Below are 20,830 nucleotides of genomic sequence, written 5' to 3'. Positions count from 1 at the left end.
ACCACATGTTCAAGAAAATCCTGATCGCCAACCGCGGCGAGATCGCCTGCCGGGTCGCCGCGACCGCGCGGCGCCTGGGCATTGCCACCGTCGCGGTGTACTCCGATGCCGATGTCGGCGCGAAACACGTGCTCGCCTGCGACGAGGCGCTGCACATCGGCGGCGCGGCGCCGCGCGAGAGTTACTTGCGCCTTGAGCGCATCCTCGAAGCAGCGCTTGCGAGCGGCGCGCAAGCCGTGCACCCGGGCTACGGTTTCCTCAGTGAGAACGAGGCCTTCGCTCGGGCCTGCGGCGGCGCCGGCGTCGTGTTCATCGGGCCGCCGCCTGGCGCCATTCGCGCAATGGGTCTGAAGGCCGAGTCGAAGCGGCTGATGGAGGCAGCCGGCGTGCCGCTGGTGCCCGGCTACCACGGCGCCGATCAGGACCCGGCCCTGCTGCAGCGCGAGGCCGCGCGAATCGGCTACCCGGTGCTCATCAAGGCCAGTGCCGGCGGTGGTGGCAAGGGCATGCGCGTGGTGGCGAGCGAGGTCGAATTCGCGACCGCGCTGGCCTCCTGCCGGCGTGAGGCCGTGAGCAGCTTCGGCGATCACGCGGTGTTGATCGAGCGCTATGTGCAGCGCCCACGGCATGTCGAGATCCAGGTCTTCGCCGACGCGCAGGGCCGCTGCGTGCACCTGTTCGAGCGTGACTGCTCCGTGCAGCGACGCCACCAGAAACTGCTCGAGGAGGCGCCCGCGCCTGGCATGACGCCCGAGCGGCGCCGCGAAATGGGCGAGGCGGCCGTGAAGGCCGCGCAGGCGGTCGGGTACGTGGGCGCCGGCACGGTCGAGTTCATCGTCGAGCAGACGCTCGGCTACGGCCGGCCCGAGGGCTGGCGCTTCTACTTCATGGAGATGAACACGCGCCTGCAGGTCGAGCACCCGGTCACAGAGGCCATCACCGGCCTGGACCTGGTCGAGTGGCAGCTGCGCGTGGCTGCGGGCGAGCCGCTGCCGCTGGCGCAGGACGACCTAGAGATCCACGGCCATGCGATCGAGGCGCGCCTGTGCGCCGAGAACCCGGAAGCCGACTTTCTGCCTTCGACCGGCGCGCTGGCGGTGCTGCGCTGGCCGGCTCATGTGGCGTTCCGCCGCAATGCCGACGCCCAGAGCGCTCACGATCCTGCACCGGTGCGCGTGGACGCCGGCTTCGGCGAGGGCGACACGGTGTCGCCGCACTACGACTCGATGATCGCCAAGCTCATCGTCTGGGGCGAGGACCGCGAGCAGGCCCTGGCCCGGCTCGACGCCGCATTGGCGCAGACCCACATCGTCGGCCCGCACACCAATGCTGCCTTTCTGCGTCGCGTGGTGCTGAGCGCCTCGTTCGCGAAGGCCGAACTCGACACCGCACTGATCGAGCGCGAACGCGCCGCGCTGTTCGATGTGCCGGCCCTGCCATTGCCGGTGGCTGCAGCCGGTGTGGCCGCGCACGCGCTGGCCTTGGAGCGCGCCGCCGAGGATGCCGACCCCTGGTCGCGCCGCGACGGGTGGCGACTGTTCGGCGCGGCGGTGCGGCGCTTCGAGATCGACCACGCGGGCGGTCGTCACAGCGTGGCACTCGAGCGCAGCCACGACGCAGCCATGCAACTCGAGGTCGGCGGCGAGCGCTATGCATTCACCGCCTTGCCGCTCGCCGTAGAGGCCGGGCGTGACCGCTACGACGTGCGGCTGGGCGAACGCCGCCTGGCGTTGGCTGTTTACACCGTCGGCGAAAACGTCGCGGTATTCGCACCCGAGGGCTCGGCCTTGCTGCGCGAGGTCGATGTGCTGGCGCACGCCGGCGAAGTCGCCGAGGCCGGGCGCCTGACGGCGCCGATGCCCGGCAAGGTGATCGCCTTTCTTGCTCAGCCGGGAGAGCGTGTATCTCGCGGACAGCCGCTCGCAGTGATGGAGGCGATGAAGATGGAGCACACGCTCAATGCGCCGAGCGACGGCGTGGTCGCTGCACTGCGCTTCGCAGCGGGCGACCAGGTCGCCGAGGGCGAAGCCTTGCTGGACCTCGAAGAGCAATAAAGCACGAAGGACGAGGCGCGCAACTCCCGCCGCGACTCATCTCTTGGCGGATCCTGCAGAGCGGTGTTGCCTTTGCAAACGCGAGGCGCTGCGGAAGGCTCGCTCTGCTGCCGCGTGGCATCGAGACCTGATTGCGGCGCGGTTCAGCGGCATGGGTGCCGCCGCTCGATATGTCTGCGCTTTGCCGCCGATCAGTGACGCGCGCCGCGCTGCTTGGCCAGACGCAGCCAGTCGGCTGGCGCGAATCGGGACCGCGGTGCGTTCGTCGGCTCGAGCGACGCCGGTGCGGACTCGAGCCCGGCCGGTGCCTGCGTGACGCCGAAGCCGCTGGTGTGGCGCGACCAAGCCAGATCCTGCGGCACGGCGAACGCACGCTTCGGGATCTGTGCCAATGCCGCCCGTGCGCGTTGCGCCGCCTCGGCCATGTGCGCCTTCGCATCCTCGGCGGCGCTCTCGTCGTCGAAGCGGTCGGCCATTTCCAGCAAGGCCAGGTCGTCGATGCCGCGGCAGATCTCGAGCACTTCTTCGGCGTAGTCGCGCTCGCTCAGCATCCGGCGCACGTCGATGCCCTGCTTGAGTTCGCGCAGCAGCGCGAGATGAATGCGGGTGGCAAGATGCAGGCGGGTCAGGGCGGTCAAGGCAGGCTCCACGAATGCGTCGATGCTGCGTCTCGGCGGCGTGTTTGCCCACCCCGCACAATGGTGACGACGCGCCCCGGGTCGGGGGGTTGAACGAATTTTCCGCTAGCGCGAGGCAGATTTCCGTGAGGTATTTCACATGCTCCCGAGCCGCGTGACTTTGCTCGATGTGGGTCCGCGTGACGGCCTGCAGAACGAACCGGCGCCAGTGCCTGCTGCCGACAAGATCGAGCTGGTTCACCGTCTGCAGGCAGCCGGCCTGCGCGAGATCGAAGTCACCAGTTTCGTCAGCCCGAAATGGGTGCCGCAGATGGCCGACAACGCGCAGGTCATGGCCGGCATCGCGCGCCGGCCCGGCGTGCGCTACAGCGTGCTCACGCCCAACCTCAAGGGGCTGGAAGCGGCGATGACGCCGGCACGCGAGCGGTGGCCGGACGAGGTGGTGGTGTTCGGTGCCGCCAGCGAAGCTTTCAGCCAGCGCAACATCAATTGCGGGATCGCGGAATCGATCGAGCGTTTCGCTCCCGTGGCTGAGGCGGCGCGCGCTGCCGGCATCAAGGTGCGCGGCGCCGTCTCGTGCGCGCTGGCCTGTCCCTACGAAGGCGAGACCGACCCCGATCGCGTCGAGTTCGTCGTCAGGCTCATGCGAGAGATCGGCGTGCAGCATGTGGGCGTGGCCGACACCCTCGGCACAGGGACGCCACGGCGCGTGCAGGCGGCGATGGAGCGCGCGCTCAAGCATTACCCGATCGATGAGGTCAGTGGCCATTTTCATGACACCTATGGCCAGGCGCTGGCGAACATCTACGCTTGCCTGGAACTCGGTATCCATCGCTTCGATGCCAGCGTGGCTGGCCTGGGTGGCTGCCCTTACGCCAAGGGTGCAACCGGCAATGTGGCGACCGAGGACGTGGTATTCATGCTGCAAGGTCTGAACATCGAGACGGGCGTCGAGCTCGATGCGCTGGTCGACGCGGCGGCGTTCATATCGGGCAAGTTGAGCATCAAGCCGGTGTCGCGGGTCGCCAACGCCGTACTGGCCAGGCGTGCGGCGGCGGCGACATGACGCGCAAAGAAAGCGCCCCTTCTCCCGAGGGCAGGGTTCGGGACGGGGCAGCACTGCCCCGCGAGGGGAGCGGCGCAGTCGCCTCCCCTTGCACGAACGTATGCCGGATGAACGAAGCGAGCGGGTGGTGCGAAGGCTGCTGGCGAACCATCGATGAAATCGTCGCCTGGGCGGTGTTGGACGAGCCCGAAAGGCGCGCGGTTTGGCTTCAGCTTGAAGTTCGTCGCCGCGGTACCGGAGACCGCTCGAGATGACACCGATCACCTTTTGGTTCGACCCGATTTCACCCTATGCCTACCTTGCTTTCGAGCGCCTGCCGCAGGCGCTCGAGGGTTGTTCCTACGCGGTGACTTATCGGCCGCTGCTCTTTGCCGGACTGCTTGCGCACTGGGGCCAGCTCGGGCCGGCCGAGATTGCACCCAAGCGCGACTGGACCTACCGGCAGGTGGCCTGGCTCGCGCATCGAGACGGCGTCGCACTCGCGATGCCGGTGGCGCACCCGTTCAATCCCTTGCCGTTGCTGCGCCTGCTGGTGGCGTGCGGCGAGGACGGCGCTGCGAACCGCTACCAGTGCGAGACGGTGCTGCACCAGGTCTGGCGCAGCGGCGGTGCGGGCGACGATGCGCAGGCGCTGGCACGGCTCACGGTGCAACTCGCGCCTGCACGCGATCCGCAGTCCGTCGCAGTGAAGCAGGCGCTGCGTGCCAACACCGACGTCGCCATCGCGCGCGGGATCTTCGGCGTGCCGACGCTCGAACTGCCGCGTCGTGACCCGGCGCTCGGTCCCTTGCTGTTCTGGGGCGCCGATGCGCTCGACATGGCGGCCGCGTGCCTGCGCGGTGAGCCGTGGTTCGACGCCGAGTGGGACCGCGCCGCGGCGGTCGCGGCCGGAGTGCAGCGCTCGCGCTGAGCCGTCTTTGCGCGGTGAACAGGGCCGCTTCGGCCGGACGCTCTCGCCGCCGTGAGCGAGCCGGCGCCGACTCAGCGGCGGAACCTGCCGTCGGCACCGATGATGGACAGGTCGGCGAAGTCCAGGCCGGTGTGGTCGGTCGGGCTGTAGTTCAGCTCCATGCCGCCCAGGTCGAACTTGCGGATGCCGTTGAGGGCAAGCACCAGCTTCTCGCGTGTGGGGGCAACGCCCGCGCGGCGCAGGCCCTCTACCAGCACCTTCGCGGCCGCAAAGCCTTCGAGCATGGCCGGGGTCACTCCGTCCAGTCCCTTGGCCTTGGCGAGCTCGATCGCCTCCTTGACCAGCGGGGATGCGATGGAGCGCGAACTGGGAAATACCTGCGACACGATGGTGCCGCGGGCGTTCTCTCCCATTTGTGTGATGAAGCCGGAAGAGGCGTTGTTCGACATCGTGACGATCTGCGCGCTGGAGCCGGCCGCACGAATCGCCTTGGTCCCGTCGGACACCGCCGCACCGGAGCCGATGAACACGACCGCTTGCGCGTTGGACTTCGCCACCATCGGCGCGATGGCGCTGAAGTCGGGCTTGGCGCGGTTGAACGTTTCGTTCATCACCGGTTGCAGGCCGGCGCCGGCGAAGCCCTTGACGGCGCCGGCAACCACGTCCGCCCCGAAGGAGTCGTCGGTGCGCAGGATCGCGATGCGCGTCAGCCCGGTCAGCCCCAGGTGCCGCACCGCCCGTTCGGCCTCGCGCTGATAGGTTGCCCGCACGTTGAAAATGTAGGCGTGCACCGGCTCGTGCAGCACCATGGCACCCGTGGAAGGCCCCACCAGCGGCAGTCTGAACTCCGTCAGCAGCGGCAAGATGGCCTCGGTGTGCGGTGTGCCGCGGGTGAGAAACAACGCGATTACGCCGTGCTCGGTGATCAGCCTGCGAGCGTTCTCGGCCGCCAGCTTGGGCGTGAACTTGTCGTCCAGCGAGACCAACCTGATCGGTTGCCCGTTTACGCCGCCACTGGCGTTGACGGCGTCGAAGTAAAGCTTGGCCCCCGCAGTGCTTTCCTGCACGCCGGCGGCGACGGCGCCGGTGAAGCCGGCCGTCTGGCCTACGACGATCTGTGCAGCGGCCGGCAAGGCTGCGCCTGACAGCAACAGCAGTTGGGCGAGACAGCGGAAGGCTGCCGAAAGATTGCGCATCTGGAACTCCTCGGTGCGTTGTCGAACGAACGTTTACATCAGGTTACTCAGATGTACGCTGGCGCGCATTGGGAAGAACCGACATGCAGCCGCTGCGGCGTGACAAAGACCCGCTTCGCAGGGACCGTGGGCGCATCCCTAGAATCTTCTGCCTCACCCCCGGGACCCCCATGCCTAACGGTCAATGCCCACCCGGCGTGATCCGCATTCGCGGCGCGCGCCAGCACAACCTCAAGAACCTCGATCTCGACCTGCACACCGGTGAGCTGACGGTGGTCACCGGGCCCAGCGGTTCCGGCAAATCGAGCCTCGTCTTCGACACGCTGTATGCCGAAGGGCAGCGCCGCTACGTCGAAACCTTCAGCGCGTACGCGCGCCAGTTCCTCGACCGCATGGACCGGCCGGCAGTCGACCACGTGGAAGGCGTGCCGCCGGCCATCGCCATCGACCAGACCAACCCGGTGCGCACCTCGCGCTCGACGGTCGGCACGATGACCGAGTTGAACGATCACCTCAAACTCTTGTTCGCGCGCGCCGGGCGTTTGTTCGACAAGCAGAGCGGCAAGCCGGTGCGCGAGGACGACCCGGAGTCGATCTACGCCGAGCTGCAGCGGCGTGCTGCACCGGGTCAGCGCTTGGTCGTCACCTTTCCGGTCGAGCTGCCGGCCAACACGTCGCAACAGGACATCGAGCAATGGCTCGCGGCCAGCGGCTACACCCGCGTGCAGGCCGAGCGCGAGATCGCCACGCCGACGGGGCCGCGCAAGCTGCTCGATGTGGTGGCGGATCGGTTCCGGCTCGACGGCGTGGAGAAGTCGCGCGTGGTGGAGGCTCTCGAGATTTCGCTCAAGCGGGGCAGTGGTCGGTTGAACGTGTACGCATCGGCTTCGGTTTCCGCTTCTGCGACGGAAGATGAAGGTCGGGCCGGCCCCTCACTTTCAGTGCGCGATCCGGCTTGCAAGCCGGATCCGCTCGACGGGCTCGCCGCATGCGGCTCGAAAGCCCCGTCTCGCCCCCAGCGAGAAGAAGAGGCAAAGCCATCGCTTCCCCGAGAAGCCGGCATCTGGCGCTTCTCTTCGGGCCTGCACTGCCCCGACAGCGACACGCGCTACAGCCATCCGCAACCGGCGATGTTCTCGTTCAACTCGGCTTACGGTGCGTGCGAAACCTGCCGCGGCTTCGGCCGGGTGATCGGTGTCGATTGGGGCCTCGTCATTCCCGACGCCCGCAAGACCCTGCGTGGCGGCGCGATCAAGACCCTGGCCACGCCGGCCTGGAAGGACAGCTTCAAGGACCTGCTCGATTACGCCGGCGAAGCCGGCATACCGCGCGACACCGCCTGGGCTCAGCTCTCCGAGGCGCAGCGCGAGTGGGTCATCGAGGGCACGCCGAACTGGAAGGGCAACTGGAACAAGCAGTGGTACGGGGTGCGCCGCTTCTTCGAGTACCTGGAGAGCAAGGCCTACAAGATGCACATCCGCGTGCTCTTGTCCAAGTACAGAAGCTACACGCCGTGCACCGTGTGCGGGGGCGCGCGGCTGAAGTTGGAGTCGCTGCTGTGGCGCCTCGGCACGAAGGAGGGCGCCGATATGGTGCTGGCGCCCGGCAAGCGCTTCATGCCGCACGGCGTGGCGTGGACGCGCGAGGAGCTCGAAGCGCTGCCGGGGCTGAGCCTGCATGACCTGATGCTGATGCCCATCGACAAGCTGCGGTCGTTCTTCGACCGCCCGTTCGGTTCCCACACCGACCTTGCCCCTGCGGCGGATGCCATCGACACGGCGCTGCACCTGCTTTTCACGGAAATCCGCACGCGCCTCAAGTACCTCTGCGACGTCGGCCTCGGCTACCTGCAGCTCGACCGCCAGAGCCGCACCCTCAGCGGCGGTGAGGTGCAGCGCATCAACCTGACGACGGCGCTCGGCACCTCGCTCGTCAACACACTGTTCGTGCTCGACGAGCCTTCGATCGGTCTGCACCCGCGCGACATGAACCGAATCAACCAGGCGATGCTCAGGCTGCGCGACGCCGGCAACACGCTGGTCGTCGTCGAGCACGACCCGGCTGTGATGCTGGCCGCCGACCGCGTGATCGACATGGGCCCTGGCCCCGGAACGCAGGGCGGGCGCATCGTCTTCGACGGCACGCCCGAAGACCTGAAACGCGCCGACACCATGACGGGCGCCTACCTCGGCGCACGCCGCTCGATCGGCCTAGGCCTCAAGCGGCTGGTCACCGACAACACGCCGCGCCTCGTCGTCGAAGGCGCGCGCGAGCACAACCTGCGTGACCTCACCATCGAGTTCCCGCTGCAGCGGCTGGTCTGCGTGACGGGTGTCAGCGGCTCCGGCAAGAGCACGCTGATGCAGGACCTGCTGTTCCCGGCATTGGCCCGCCATTTCGGCAAGGCCACCGAGACGCCCGGCGAGCACGACCGCTTGCTCGGTGCCGACCACCTGAACGGCGCCGTGTTCGTCGATCAGTCGCCGATCGGCAAGACGGCGCGCTCCAACCCGGCCAGCTACGTCGGCGCCTTCGACACGCTGCGGGCCATCTTCGCCGAGGCCCCCATTGCAAGACAGCGCGGCTACGGGCCGGGCATGTTCAGCTTCAACGCCGGCGACGGCCGCTGCCCGACCTGCGGCGGCTCGGGCTTCGAGCACGTCGAGATGCAGTTCCTCAGCGACGTGTACCTGCGCTGCCCCGACTGCGACGGCAAGCGCTTCCGGCCCGAGTTGCTGGAAGTGAAGATCGAACGCGCCGGCAAGTCGCTGGACGTGAACCAGGTGCTGGAGCTGACCATCGCCGACGCGGCGCGCTACTTTGCCCAGGACCGCGAGGTGCTGCGCGCACTCACGCCGCTGGTCGATGTCGGTCTCGAGTACGTGAAGCTCGGCCAGCCGGTGCCCACGCTCAGCGGCGGCGAGGCGCAACGCCTCAAGCTCGCCGGCTTCCTGGCCGACGCGGCGAAGAACGCCACCGCCACGCGCCAGCCGGTGGCGAAGAAGGGCACGCTCTTCATGTTCGACGAGCCGACCACCGGCCTGCACTTCGACGACATCGCCAAGCTGATGCGCGCCTTCCGCAAGCTGCTCGAGGCCGGGCACTCGCTCGTGGTCATTGAGCACAACCTGGATGTCGTGCGCTCGGCGGACTGGTTGATCGATCTGGGGCCGGAGGGTGGGGAGGCGGGTGGCGAGCTGGTGTGCTTCGGCACGCCCGATGACGTGAAGCTGCATCCCACGTCGCACACCGGTGCGGCGCTGCGCGCCTACGAGCGCTCGCTGGGCGAAGGTGGCCTGGTCGTCGAAGTGCGCGAACGACTCCCTTTCCCTCAGGGAGAGGGCTGGGGGCGAGACGGGGCTTTCGAGCCGCATGCGGCGAGCCCGTCGAGCGGATCCGGCTTGCAAGCCGGATCGCGCACTGCAAGTGAGGGAGACGGCGGGGAGGGGGTGATACAGATCGTCAACGCGCGAGAGCACAACCTCAAGGGCTTGTCGGTCGATATTCCGCGCGGCAAGTTCAGCGTGGTCACGGGTGTCTCGGGGTCCGGCAAGAGCACGCTGGCTTTTGACATCCTCTTCAACGAAGGCCAGCGCCGCTATCTCGAATCGCTCAACGCCTATGCGCGCAGCATCGTGCAGCCGGCCGGGCGGCCCGAGGTGGATGCGGTGTACGGCATCCCGCCGACGGTGGCCATCGAGCAGCGCCTTTCGCGCGGCGGCCGCAAGAGCACGGTGGCCACCAGCACCGAGGTCTATCACTTCCTGCGCCTGCTGTTCGTCAAGCTCGGCACCCAGTACTGCCCGCACTGCACGGCCGACGCGAGCGTGGCGGTGCGCCCGCAGACACCCGAGTCCATCGCCGCGCAACTGCTGCGCGACTACCGCGGCCAGCACGTCGGCCTGCTCGCGCCGCTGGTCATCAACCGCAAGGGCGTCTACACCGACCTCGCCAAGTGGGCGGCCCAGCGCGGTCACACGCATCTGCGCGTGGACGGCGAGTTCATGAAGACCTCGCCCTGGCCGCGCATCGACCGCTTCAAGGAACACACTTTGGAGCTGCCGGTCGGAGACATTACCGTGCAGCCCGACGACGAGGCTGGCCTGCGCACGCTGCTGACCAAGGCGCTCGAACTCGGCAAGGGCGTCGTGCACCTGCTCGCACCGCTCGACGGCCTGCAAGCGGCCATGGCCGACGGCGCGCCGACGCACCGGATCGGCCGCGTCAGGGTGTTCTCGACCAAGCGCGCCTGCCCGAGCTGCGGCACCAGTTTTCCCGAGCTGGACCCGCGCATGTTTTCCTACAACAGCAAGCACGGCTGGTGCGGCGACTGCGTGGGCACCGGGCTGGCGCTCACGCGCGAGCAGCGCAAGGCGCTCGACGATTCGGTGCGAGACGAAGACAGTGGCGGCCGAGAGAAGACTTTCGCCGAGCCCGACGTGGAAGACGTGGTGGACGCGCCCTGCGCCACCTGCCAAGGTACGCGCTTGAACAAGGTCTCGCTGGCGGTGCGCTTCGGCAAGGCGGGTGAGCGGAGCCGCCCGAGCGGTGGTGAAGAGCAGGGCGTCGCGGTTGCGCAGGCGGGCGGTGGCGGCGCTGCAGAGAAGCTGGGCGATGGCGATGGCGGTGCTCCGGAGAAGCGTCGCGATGGCGGTCGCGACGCCCGGGAAATGATGGGCGGTGGCGGTGACGGCGCCGCGGAGAAGGCGCGCGGTGACGAGAAGGGCGAGCAGTCGATCGCCGCTGTGGCCGCACGCTCGGTCGTCGATGCCCGCCGCTGGATCGAGGCGCAAAAGCTCGACGGCCGCGAGGCGACGATCGCGCGCGACGTGATCGCCGAGATCCGCTCGCGGCTGAGCTTCCTGGAACAGGTTGGCCTGGGCTATCTCACGCTCGACCGCGCGGCACCGACGCTGAGCGGAGGCGAAGCCCAGCGCATCCGCCTGGCCGCGCAACTCGGCAGCAACCTGCAGGGCGTGTGCTACGTGCTGGACGAGCCGACCATCGGTCTGCACCCGCGCGACAACCGCATCCTGCTCGACGCGCTGCACGTGCTGGGCAGCCAGGGCAACACGCTGGTCGTCGTCGAGCACGACGAGGACACGATCAGACGTGCCGAGCACATCATCGACATCGGGCCCGGTGCCGGCAAACGCGGCGGGCGGCTGGTGGCGCAGGGCACGGCCGCCGATCTGCTGCGCGAGCCGGCGTCGGTAACGGGGCGCCTGCTCGCGCATCCGATGCGGCATCCGCTGCAGGCGCGGCGGCCGGTGGAGTCTCCATCCACCGACGGACACGCTTTGCTCCCTCGCCCCTCTGGGGAGAGGGCCGGGGTGAGGGGCCAGCCGGTTGCGGCCGGTCGGCCGGGTCGGGCTGCTGCGTTGGCCCTCACCCCTGCCCTCTCCCAGAGGGAGAGGGAGCAGAGCGGGGCAGGTGATTTCATCGGGCTCGAGCTCACCGGCGCATCACTTCACAACTTGCAGGACATCGACCTCCACATCCCCCTGCAACGCCTGGTCGCCGTCACCGGCGTCTCCGGCTCCGGTAAGAGCACGCTCGCGCGCGACGTCCTGCTGCACAACGTGCACGCCGCCGCCGCCATGAAAGTCACCAAGGCGGGCCGCGATGCGCTCGCCGCCGGCCGACACCCCGCCTGGACCGGCTGCACGGGTCTCGCCGGCTTCGAGCCGGTCGATCGCGTGCTCGAAGTCGACCAGACGCCCATCGGCAAGACCCCGCGCTCCTGCCCCGCCACCTACATCGGCTTTTGGGACACCATCCGCAAGCTCTTCACCGAGACGCTGGAAGCAAAGGCGCGCGGCTACCCCGCCGCGCGCTTCAGCTTCAACACCGGCACCGGCCGCTGCCCCGGCTGCGAGGGTCAGGGCCTGCGCACCATCGAGATGGCCTTCCTGCCCGACGTGAAGGTGGCCTGCGACCAATGCCACGGCGCGCGTTTCAATCCCGAAACGCTGGCCGTCACCTGGCGCGGCAAGAGCATTGGCGACGTGCTGCAGATGGAGGTCGACGAGGCGGTCGATTTCTTCGCCTCCATGCCGAGCATTGCGCACCCGCTGCAACTGCTCAAGGACGTGGGGCTGGGCTACCTGACCCTGGGCCAGCCGTCGCCCACGCTCAGCGGCGGCGAGGCGCAGCGCATCAAGCTCGTCACCGAATTGAGCAAAGTGCGCGACGACATCACGCGCCGCGGTCAGAAGCTGCCGCACACGCTGTACGTGCTCGACGAGCCCACGGTCGGTCTGCACATGGCCGATGTCGAGAAGCTCATCCGCGTGCTGCACCGGCTGGTCGACGGCGGGCACAGCGTCATCGTGATCGAGCACGACCTCGACGTGATCGCCGAGGCCGATTGGGTCATCGATCTCGGGCCCGAAGGCGGTGGCGGTGGCGGCCGTGTGGTGGCGGCCGGCACGCCGGAGCAGGTGGTGGCCGCGGGCACGCACACGGGCGTGGCGTTGGCGCCGGTGCTCGGCCGCTCGCTGGTGGCGCCGGCACCGCGGGCGCGCATCGGCGCCTGAGCCGGACCGGCCGCGTGTGCCGGCGCAGCGCCGGCCTCGTCGAAGCGGCTACGGGCGTTCGAGCACGAGCGCGTCGCCCAGTTCCTGCACGAGGCCCGGCAGCGCATCGACATCGGCGTGCAGCGTCGCGAAGTTGACGATGCATGCGCGCAGCGCGAAGCGTCCGCCGATCAGCGCCTGGCTCAGGTAGGCGCGGCCGTCGTGCTGCAGGCGCGCGAGCAGTTCGCGGTTGAACGCGTCGAGCACCGCCTCGTCGTGCAGGCCGGGCGGCCGGAAGCGAAAGGTGGTGACGCCGAGCTGCTGCGTCAGCGCCTCGAGCCGCGGCGTGGCCTGCACGCGCTCGAACAGCCGCTGCGCCAACGCGATGTCGTCGCCGATCATCTGCCGGAAGCCCTCGCGGCCCGCGACGCGCAGCGCCAGCCAGACCTTGAGCGCGCGCAGGCCGCGCGTGTTCTCCGGCCCGAGTTCGTGAAAGTTCAGGCCGTCGTCTTCGCCGGGCGTGCCGTAGTAGGGAGGGCGGTGGCTGAAGGCGTCGAACAGGCTGCGCGGATCGCGCACCAGCACGCAGCCCGCGTCGATCGGCGCATAAAGCCACTTGTGCGGGTCCAGCGCCAGCGAGTCTGCTTCGCGCAGGCCGGCAAGGTCGGCGCCGGCGCTGCCGAGCCGGCCGGCATGCTTCGAGTCGATCAGGCAAGCCGCCGGCGCCCCGTAGGCGCCGTCGACGTGCAGCCACAGGCTGTGCCGGCGGCACAGCGCCGCCATCGCGGGCAGCGGATCGACCGCGCCGGTGCTCACCGTGCCGGCGGTGCCGACCACCATCAAGGGCTGCACGCCGGCCGCGACATCCGCGTCGATGGCCGCTTCGAGCGCCGCGACGTCGAGCCGCTGCAAGGCGTCGGTCGCGATCCAGCGCAGCGACTGTGTGCCGATTCCGGCCAGATCGACCGCCTTGTGCAGCCAGCCGTGCGTCTCGCGCGAGGCATAGACCGCGAGCGCCGCGCCGCGCAGGCCGCTTTCGCGCACGTCCCACGACACCCCTGCCCGGCGTGCGGCGAGCAGCGCCACCAGGTTCGCCATGCTCCCGCCGCTCACCAGGAGCCCACCGCAACCGGCCGGGTAGCCCACCAGTTCGGCCAGCCAGCGCACGGTCTGTGCCTCGATCTCGCTCGCCACCGGCGCGGCGTTCCACAGCGCCACGTTGCTGTTGACCGATGCGGCCAGCAGCTCGGCCAGCATGCCGATCGGTGCGGGCGAGGCGGCAATGTAGCCATGAAAGCGTGGGTGGCGGGTGCGTGGCGTCTGCTCGAACAGCAAGGCCGCCGCTTCCTCGAGGACGTGCGCGGCGTCCTCGCCCTGCGCCGGCAAGCCACGATCGCCGAGGCGGGCGCGGATGCCGGCCGGCGTCGTCACCCCGTCGGCCACCGGCCGGGCGTACAGCGCGGCCAGCTCATCGGCGATGCGCTCCACCAGCGCATGGCCGAGCGCGCGGAACTGCTCGGGCGCCATGCTGAGCGCGGCAAGGCGCGTCATGGGCGGCTCAAACCACCACGCCCTTGCTGCGCAGGAACTCGTCGACCAGTTGCAGCCGCACGAGCGGGTCGGGCAGCTCCATCAGCTTCTGTTTGGCGGCGAGCGAGATCGGCAGGATCTCGCACCAGCGGTTGGCCAGCCAGCCGGCGCTGTCGAACTGGTAGGGCTCGAGAAACGGCACGCTGCCCTGCTGCTTGAGCGTGGCGATGGCATTGGCCAGGCCTTTCGCCGAGCCGAGCAGCGCTTCGCTCGGCAGCACCGTTTCGTCCTCGGGCAGCCGTCGGGCCTGGGCGACCCACAGATGGTCGGCCTGCTGCTCGAGGTGCGTGGCCTCGAAGCGCTGCGTGCCGAGGCAGCGCACCTGGAGGATGCCCGGCTGCACGCTATCGACCTCGATCAGCTCTGCCATGCAGCCCACCGACTCCAGCGCCACCGGGGTTCTATCCGCCGCCTTGACCTCGCTGCCCTTCTTGAGCGCGATCACGCCAAACGGTGTTTGTTCGCGCAGGCAGCTTCCGATCATGTCGAGATAGCGGGCCTCGAACACCTTCAGGCCGAGCAGGCCGCCGGGAAACAGCACCGACTGCAGCGGAAACAGGGGCAGCTCGAAGGCTGTGGCGGCGTCAGTGATCATCGAAGTGGGAGGCTTCAGCGGGCGTCGAGTTCCCGGTGCCGCACCAGCACGGCGCCGCGGCCGTGAAAGCGCTGCGCGAGCTGCTCGGCGAAGTACACCGAGCGGTGCTGGCCGCCGGTGCAGCCGATCGCCACGGTGAGGTAAGCGCGCTGGTCCTGCTCGAACGCAGGCAGCCAGCGCGCCAAAAAGGTTTCGATCTGTCCCAGCATTTCGCCCACCTCGGGTTGCTGCATCAGGTACTCGATCACCACCAGGTCGCGCCCGCTGAACGGACGCAACTCCGGCACGTAGTGCGGGTTGGGCAGCACGCGCACGTCGAACACGAAATCGGCGTCGAGCGGCACGCCGTGCTTGAACGCGAACGACTCGAACACCAGCGTCAGCCCACCGCCGGTGGGCGCCTGCACCAGCTGGCGCACCCATGCGCGCAGCTGCGTGGGGCGCAGCTCGCTGGTGTCGATGACGGTGGCGGCCTGGCGCAGTTCGGCGAGCAACTCGCGTTCGAGCTCGATGGCCTCGGTAAGGGCGCGATGCTGATCGACCTCGTCGCCCGGCGCATCCTTGCTCAGCGGATGGCGCCGCCGCGTTTCCGAGAAGCGGCGCACCAGCTCGCCGGTGCTGGCGTCCAGAAAAATTGCTCGAACCACGACGCCGGCGCCGATCAGTTGCGATAGCAAGGGCAGCAGATTCGGCAGCGAGCCGGCACTGCGCACGTCGACCGCGATGGCGATGCGGCGCACCGCGCGGTCGGTGCGCGCGTTCTCTAGGCGCAGGAACTCGGGCAGCAGTTCGGGCGGCAGGTTGTCGACGCAGTAGAAGCCGGCGTCCTCCAGCGCATGCAGCGCGACCGATTTGCCCGAGCCGGAGATGCCGGTGACGAGCACCACTTCGCGCGTCGTTGCTGCGGGCGCATTCAAGAGTGCACCCTCGCGTTTCGCGCTGTCCCGCGCCGGGGGAGCGTGCCCTCCGTGGAGCCGAAAGGCACACTTCGCGGCCCGCGGCGGCCGCGCGGAAAGCGCCTGCGGCCTTTGTCGCCTTCTTCCTGCCCGGCGAAAAGGCGGCGGCCTCGATCGATGCGGCTCGGCAACGGCTTCATGCGCGCTGCCGTTTTCGTTCGGTGCCCGGGCCCGGCGCCGGTGCGAGCGAAGCCGGCGCGACGGGCACGCTCGCGGCGTCGAGCAGCGCGCGCGCATGCGCCAGGCTGGTCTCGCCGGCGGCCGTGCCGCCCAGCATGCGGGCGATCTCCTGCTCGCGTGCGTCGCCCGCAACCGGCTGCACGTCGCTCACCGTCCCGGTGCCGCGGGCCTGCTTGCTGACGACGCAATGCCGGTCCGCGGCCGCGGCCACCTGCGGCAGGTGAGTCACGGCGAGCACCTGGCGGTCGCGGCCGAGGCGGCGCATGAGTTGCCCCACGGCATCGGCCACGCTGCCACCAACGCCGGCATCGACTTCGTCGAAGATCAGCGTGCCGGTTTCGCCCAGTTCGCTGGTGGTCACCGCAATGGCCAGCGCGATGCGCGACAGCTCACCACCCGAGGCCACCTTGGCGAGCGCGCGTGGCGTGCTGCCGGCATGGCCGGCGACGCGGAACTCCGCTGCCTCAAGCCCGAATCGCTGCGGTTCGGCCAGGCGCTCCAGCGCGACCTCGAAGCGCCCGCCCGCCATGCCGAGCTGCTGCATCGCCGCGGTCACCGCCTTGGCGAGCCGCGGCGCTGCGGCTTTGCGCTGCGCCGAGACCGCCTGGGCGGTGGCATCGAAAACGGCACGGGCCGTGGTCAGTGCGCGCTCCAGCGCAGCGAGGTCGGTGGCGGCATCGAGCCGTGAAAGCTCGTCGCGCCAGTCGGCCAGCAGCGCAGGCAGTTCAGTGGCTTGGCGGCGAAAACGCCGGGCCAGGCTCATCCACGCCGCGATCCGTTCGTCGAGCGCCTGCAGACGCTCGGGTTCGAGCTCGCCGTGGCGCTGGGCGGCGGTCAGCGTGTGGGCGGCGTCCTGCAATTGCGCCTGCGCGCTGCGCAGCGCCTCCAGCGGATCGCGCAGGGATGCGTCGTGTTCCACAACGCCTTCGAGCACGGCAATGGCCTGCGCGCTGCGCGCCTCGGCGGACGCTTCGTCGTCGCTGATGGCGGCCAGCGCAGCCTGCACCGCCTCCAGGATCGCCTGCGCGTGGCTCAGCCGCCGGTGCTCGGCTTCGAGCTCGGGCCATTCGTCGGGCCCGGGCGCCAGCTTCGCCAGCTCGCTGATCTGCCACTGCAGGCGCTCGCGTTCGCGTTCGAGGTCGCCCTGCCGAGCTCGCGCATCAGCCAGGTTTTCCTGTGCTGTGCGCCAGCCGCTCCACGCTGCGCAGAGTGGTGCGGCATCGACGCCGGCATAGCCGTCAAGCAAGGCGCGCACCGCGTCGGGCCGGGTCAGGCTTTGCCAGGCGTGCTGTCCGTGGATGTCCACCAAGCGCTCGCCGGCCTCGCGCAATTGGCCGATGGTGGCCGGGCTGCCGTTGATCCACGCGCGGCTCTTGCCTTGCGCATCGAGCGTGCGGCGCAGCAGCAAGCCGAGGTCGTCGCCGTCCTCGTTCTGGAAACCGCTTTCGGCCAGCCAGGCCAGCAAAGCAGGCGGCGTGTCGAATTCGGCGCCGATCTCGGCGCGCGCCGCGCCTTCGCGCACGACGCCTGCGTCGCCGCGGTGGCCCAGCGCCAACTGCAGGGCATCGATGAGGATGGACTTGCCCGCGCCGGTCTCGCCCGTCAGCGCGGTGAAGCCGGGGTGCAGATCGAGTTCGAGCGCCGGCACGATCACGAAGTCGCGCAGGGTGATGCGCCTCAGCATGGCGGCGTGCGAGAAAGGCTCATGCGCCGGCTCCGCAGGTCTGCGCATGTCCCCATGTCGGGCCGTCGCCGGCATCGGCGCAAGAACCGCTTCGATCCCCGCTGCGCGGGGCCCCTCTTTCGCGGTTCATGCGCCGGTCTCGGGCAGCACGCCCTCGTTCCAGTGCAGCTTGCGGCGCAGCGTCGCGTAATAGCTCCAGCCGCGCGGATGCAGCACGCGCATGCGGTGCTCGCTGCGCCGCACGCAGATGCAGTCGCCGTGGAGCAGGCTGGCCAGGCTCTGGTGATCGAAATTCACGATCGCTTCGCGGCCGGAGACGATCTCGATGCGCACTTCGCCGGTGTCGGGCAGCACGATCGGGCGGTTGGACAGCGCATGCGGCGCAATCGGCACCATCACCCAGCCGGCGATGCCGGGGTGCAGGATCGGCCCGCCGGCCGAGAGCGCATAAGCGGTCGAGCCGGTCGGCGAGGCGACGATCAGCCCGTCAGCGCGGAAGTTGGCAACGAACTGTTCCTGCACGTCCACCCGCAGCTCCACCATGCTGGCGCTGGCGCCGCGGCTGACCACCACGTCGTTGACCGCGAAGCTCTCGTAGAGCGACTCGACGCCATGCGCCGACGGGCGCTGGACACAGCCTTCGAGCAGCGTGCGGTGCTCTTCCTCGTAATCGCCGGCAATCATCGGCGCCAGCGTTTCACGCAGTTCGCTGATCGAGATATCGGTCATGAAACCCAGGCGGCCCTGGTTGATGCCCATCAGCGGCAGGCCGTGGCGGGCCAGCATGCGGGCCGTGGCGATCATCGTGCCGTCGCCGCCGACGACGACCACCAGATCGCACTGCGCGCCGATCGCGGCGGCGTCGAGCGCGGCGTAGTCGGACAGCCCCGCCGCCAGCGCGGTGCCCGCGTCGAGCGAAACCTCGAGGCCCTGGCTGGTGAGGAACTCGGCGACGTTGGCCAGCACCGCGCGGCTGCCCGGCGCCTGGTACTTGCCCACGAGGGCGGCGTGACGGAAGCGGCTCGCCATGGTCGAAGAATTACACCACAGGGTTCACGCCCGGCGCCGTGCTCAGGCGAGGGCGCGGGCCCCCGCACCTACAATGAAACACCATGCTGGACGACCGCGCGAAGAGGCTGCTGAAGACACTCGTTGAGCGCTACATCGCCGACGGTCAGCCGGTGGGATCGCGCACCTTGTCGCGCGCGTCGGGGCTGGAGCTGAGCCCCGCGACGATCCGCAACGTGATGGCCGATCTGGAAGAGCTCGGCCTCATCGCCAGCCCGCACACCAGCGCCGGACGCATTCCCACAGCGCGTGGCTACCGGCTCTTTGTCGACACCATGCTCACCGCCCGGCCGCGCGATCTGGGCCACAAGGACACGCAGCACGAGCAACTGCGCGAGCAGTGGCAGCCCGACCAGCCGCAGCGCGTGATCACCCATGCGGCACAGGTACTCAGTAACCTGTCGCAGTTCGTCGGCGTGGTCACTGCGCCGCGCAAGACGAGCGTGTTCCACCACATCGAGTTCCTGCGCCTGAGCGAGCGCCGTGTGCTCGTCATCCTGGTCGCTCCCGACGGCGACGTGCAGAACCGCGTGGTGTTCACAGCCCGCGATCACGCGCAAGGCGAGCTGATCGAGGCCAGCAACTACCTCAACGCGCACTACAGCGGCCTGACCATGGAGGCCGTGCGCGAGCGGCTCAAGACGGAGATCGAGGCGCTGCGCGGCGAGATCGCCACCTTGATGCAGGCGGCCATGAAGCTCGGCAGCGAAGCCGAGGCGGGCAACACCGAGCAGCTCGTCGTCTCCGGCGAGCGCAACCTGCTGGCAGTTCAGGATTTCTCGAACGACATGGGCTCGCTTCGCAAGCTGTTCGATCTGTTCGAGCAGAAGACGCAGCTGATGCGCCTGCTCGACGTGAGCAGCCGCGCCGAGGGCGTGCGCATCTACATCGGCGGCGAAAGCCAGGTCGTGCCTTTCGAGGAACTCTCCATCGTCTCGGCGCCCTACGAAGTGGACGGGCAGGTGGTGGGCACGCTGGGCGTCATCGGACCCACGCGCATGGCGTATGAACGAATGATCCAGATCGTCGACATCACGTCGCGGCTGGTGGGCAATGCGCTGAGCCACAAATGAGGCAGGTGCGGGCGCGCTTCTAGAATCCGGGCGCGGGCCGTTAGCTCAGTCGGTTAGAGCAGAGGACTCATAATCCTTTGGTCGTTGGTTCGATCCCAACACGGCCTACCACACACGCACCAATCAAGTGGCAAGCGCTGACAGCGCCCTTCCATCTTGCAGCTTGTGTCGGCTCGGCGCTCCGATTTGCCTCGCGATGACTATCGCCAGATCGATGCCCGCTTAAAGGTCCGCAACGCTGGCGTCGGCAACACGGGCCACCGTTCCGGCGCCACGCAATGGCGATGCGAACCGCGTCGACAACATGCGCTTTGGTAGTGACTGTGAATCGGCGTTCGCCTTGTGATCGAGAAGCTCGGCACCGCGCTTCATTCACTCTCATGACCGAAGCCGGAAATAGTCCCGAATGCCGCCGGAAAAGCGCGGTCCTTCGAGGCTTCCCCGATCCGTTTTGCGCCCAGCGGGCTCTACCATTCCGCGCAAATCAGATCGCCCGAACCGCGTGTCACACCCTTTCATTTCCTTCTCGCCCCGCGTCGCGCGGGGCCGAACGCGTCCGTGCTCCTTGCGCATGGTGCTTGCGCTCCTGCTGGTCGCCCCTGTCGCACTTCAAGCCGCCAGCCTGCGTCTCGGCGGCTTCGTCGATGCCGGCACCGTCATGCGGCCGGCGTTGCCGATGGTCGGTGTCAGCTACGCCAGCCACGTCGACGAGCGCGTCGACGCGGCGCTGGTGCATCGTCCCTTTCACTTCGCCGATGAAGCGCGTGAGGAAGGCTTGCGGCTGCGCTCACCGTGCGATGGCACGCCGGGCGAGGGCGCCGACCTGCTCGGCCAATTACCTTGCGGCAGCGCGGCGCTGACCGCTTCGTCTTTCGCGCCCACCCGCGGTAACGGCCTACCGACGCTGGTGGCGCCGCTTAACGGACTGCCCGCGCCCATGCTGGTGCCTCGCTCGACCGAGTTGTCGCTGAAAGTCGGCCGCCTGAGCGAGGACGCGGTTCACTTGAGTGCCGGCACCGACCTGGTGATGCTGGCCAAGCTGCGACACGGCCTCACGCCTGATCACACGCTGTCGGCCACGGCGCTTCGGGTTGGCCCGGCGCACCTGTTGGCGGCCACGTCCGACTGGCGGCTGGGCGCCTTGGGCGTGGTGAGCGGCGGCGTCGGCCTGTTCGACCGCGGCAACGGCACGCAGTCGCGCACCGTGCTCGGCCACGATTTCCACTTCCGCAACGTCTCGACCGGCCTGCGTTGGGGCCGCAGCTACCGGCCCGCTCCGGGCGAGTTCGCGTTCGCGATCTC

At 69.0% G+C, this 20,830-nt stretch carries 14 protein-coding genes and 1 tRNA gene; 8 read left to right on the top strand and 7 right to left on the bottom strand.

The genetic code is table 11. The features are described from left to right. The first annotated feature begins 5 nt into the window (after positions 1–5). A complete protein-coding gene (locus H0W38_RS00285) occupies positions 6–2,054 on the top strand; it encodes an acetyl/propionyl/methylcrotonyl-CoA carboxylase subunit alpha (RefSeq protein ID WP_292450515.1) in 2,049 nt (682 codons plus the stop codon). A gap of 191 nt (positions 2,055–2,245) precedes the next feature. On the opposite strand, the gene H0W38_RS00280 is transcribed toward H0W38_RS00285, so the two are convergent. Further along, the gene (locus H0W38_RS00280) at positions 2,246–2,692 is read right to left on the bottom strand and encodes a hypothetical protein (RefSeq protein WP_292450514.1); all 447 of its coding nucleotides are present in this window, start codon (positions 2,690–2,692) and stop codon (positions 2,246–2,248) included. A 139-nt stretch (positions 2,693–2,831) separates the two neighbouring features. Between H0W38_RS00280 and H0W38_RS00275 the strand changes: the two genes are divergently transcribed. Genes H0W38_RS00275 through H0W38_RS00265 form a run of 3 tightly spaced genes read left to right on the top strand, consistent with a single transcriptional unit; the run spans position 2,832 to position 4,668 of the window. Then, positions 2,832–3,758: a hydroxymethylglutaryl-CoA lyase gene (locus tag H0W38_RS00275; RefSeq protein ID WP_292450513.1), complete on the top strand. Its 927-nt coding sequence runs from the start codon at positions 2,832–2,834 to the stop codon at positions 3,756–3,758. 53 nt (positions 3,759–3,811) lie between these two features. Beyond that, positions 3,812–4,012, top strand: a complete 201-nt coding sequence (locus H0W38_RS00270; protein ID WP_292450536.1) for a DUF1289 domain-containing protein — start codon at positions 3,812–3,814, stop codon at positions 4,010–4,012. Then, positions 4,009–4,668, top strand: coding sequence for a 2-hydroxychromene-2-carboxylate isomerase (locus H0W38_RS00265; RefSeq protein ID WP_292450512.1), 660 nt, complete (start codon positions 4,009–4,011; stop codon positions 4,666–4,668). Before H0W38_RS00270 ends, H0W38_RS00265 begins: the two co-directional genes overlap by 4 nt. 71 nt (positions 4,669–4,739) lie before the next feature. Here the strand turns inward: H0W38_RS00265 and H0W38_RS00260 are convergent, their stop codons facing one another. Beyond that, on the bottom strand, positions 4,740–5,864 hold the full coding sequence (locus H0W38_RS00260) for an ABC transporter substrate-binding protein (protein WP_292450511.1): 1,125 nt from the start codon (positions 5,862–5,864) through the stop codon (positions 4,740–4,742). Between the two features lie 170 nt (positions 5,865–6,034). Here H0W38_RS00260 and uvrA point away from each other — a divergent pair, with 170 nt between their 5' ends. Then, entirely contained in the window at positions 6,035–12,403 is a 6,369-nt protein-coding gene (uvrA, locus tag H0W38_RS00255) for an excinuclease ABC subunit UvrA (protein WP_292450510.1), read from the top strand. 48 nt (positions 12,404–12,451) lie between these two features. Here the strand turns inward: uvrA and H0W38_RS00250 are convergent, their stop codons facing one another. The 5 genes from H0W38_RS00250 to H0W38_RS00230 all read right to left on the bottom strand — a co-directional run bounded on the left by H0W38_RS00250 (position 12,452) and on the right by H0W38_RS00230 (position 18,416). Next, positions 12,452–13,933 carry an aspartate aminotransferase family protein gene (locus H0W38_RS00250; RefSeq protein WP_292450509.1) on the bottom strand — a complete coding sequence of 494 codons (1,482 nt, stop codon included), beginning with the start codon at positions 13,931–13,933 and terminating at the stop codon, positions 12,452–12,454. A gap of 7 nt (positions 13,934–13,940) precedes the next feature. After that, positions 13,941–14,567, bottom strand: a complete 627-nt coding sequence (locus H0W38_RS00245) for an LON peptidase substrate-binding domain-containing protein (protein ID WP_292450508.1) — start codon at positions 14,565–14,567, stop codon at positions 13,941–13,943. Positions 14,568–14,581: 14 nt separating this feature from the next. Beyond that, positions 14,582–15,484 carry an RNase adapter RapZ gene (gene rapZ, locus H0W38_RS00240; protein ID WP_292450507.1) on the bottom strand — a complete coding sequence of 301 codons (903 nt, stop codon included), beginning with the start codon at positions 15,482–15,484 and terminating at the stop codon, positions 14,582–14,584. Between the two features lie 175 nt (positions 15,485–15,659). Further along, a complete protein-coding gene (gene recN, locus H0W38_RS00235) occupies positions 15,660–17,387 on the bottom strand; it encodes a DNA repair protein RecN (protein WP_292450535.1) in 1,728 nt (575 codons plus the stop codon). 126 nt (positions 17,388–17,513) lie between these two features. Then, a complete protein-coding gene (locus tag H0W38_RS00230) occupies positions 17,514–18,416 on the bottom strand; it encodes an NAD kinase (RefSeq protein WP_292450506.1) in 903 nt (300 codons plus the stop codon). Between the two features lie 83 nt (positions 18,417–18,499). On the opposite strand from H0W38_RS00230, the gene hrcA reads away from it, so the two are divergent. The 3 genes from hrcA to H0W38_RS00215 all read left to right on the top strand — a co-directional run. Beyond that, a complete protein-coding gene (hrcA, locus tag H0W38_RS00225; RefSeq protein ID WP_292450505.1) occupies positions 18,500–19,528 on the top strand; it encodes a heat-inducible transcriptional repressor HrcA in 1,029 nt (342 codons plus the stop codon). 34 nt (positions 19,529–19,562) lie between these two features. Continuing rightward, positions 19,563–19,639 (top strand) — tRNA-Ile (locus tag H0W38_RS00220). Positions 19,640–20,099: 460 nt separating this feature from the next. Next, positions 20,100–20,830: hypothetical protein (locus tag H0W38_RS00215; RefSeq protein ID WP_292450504.1), on the top strand; the 731-nt coding region annotated here is incomplete at its 3' end.

Source organism: Methylibium sp. (genome assembly GCF_013817365.1).
Lineage (GTDB): Bacteria > Pseudomonadota > Gammaproteobacteria > Burkholderiales > Burkholderiaceae_C > Methylibium.
Note: the sequence above shows the minus strand (reverse complement) of the source record. Positions and strands in the feature narration are given on the sequence as shown.

Excerpts from the sequence above, each read along its gene's own strand:
- H0W38_RS00285 (WP_292450515.1), top strand. The coding sequence starts at position 6 with ATGTTCAAGAAAATCCTGATCGCCAACCGCGGCGAGATCGCCTGCCGG.
- H0W38_RS00275 (WP_292450513.1), top strand. The coding sequence starts at position 2,832 with ATGCTCCCGAGCCGCGTGACTTTGCTCGATGTGGGTCCGCGTGACGGC.
- H0W38_RS00265 (WP_292450512.1), top strand. The coding sequence starts at position 4,009 with ATGACACCGATCACCTTTTGGTTCGACCCGATTTCACCCTATGCCTAC.
- H0W38_RS00260 (WP_292450511.1), bottom strand. The coding sequence starts at position 5,864 with ATGCGCAATCTTTCGGCAGCCTTCCGCTGTCTCGCCCAACTGCTGTTG.
- uvrA (WP_292450510.1), top strand. The coding sequence starts at position 6,035 with ATGCCTAACGGTCAATGCCCACCCGGCGTGATCCGCATTCGCGGCGCG.
- H0W38_RS00250 (WP_292450509.1), bottom strand. The coding sequence starts at position 13,933 with ATGACGCGCCTTGCCGCGCTCAGCATGGCGCCCGAGCAGTTCCGCGCG.
- H0W38_RS00245 (WP_292450508.1), bottom strand. The coding sequence starts at position 14,567 with ATGATCACTGACGCCGCCACAGCCTTCGAGCTGCCCCTGTTTCCGCTG.
- recN (WP_292450535.1), bottom strand. The coding sequence starts at position 17,387 with ATGCTGAGGCGCATCACCCTGCGCGACTTCGTGATCGTGCCGGCGCTC.
- H0W38_RS00230 (WP_292450506.1), bottom strand. The coding sequence starts at position 18,416 with ATGGCGAGCCGCTTCCGTCACGCCGCCCTCGTGGGCAAGTACCAGGCG.
- hrcA (WP_292450505.1), top strand. The coding sequence starts at position 18,500 with ATGCTGGACGACCGCGCGAAGAGGCTGCTGAAGACACTCGTTGAGCGC.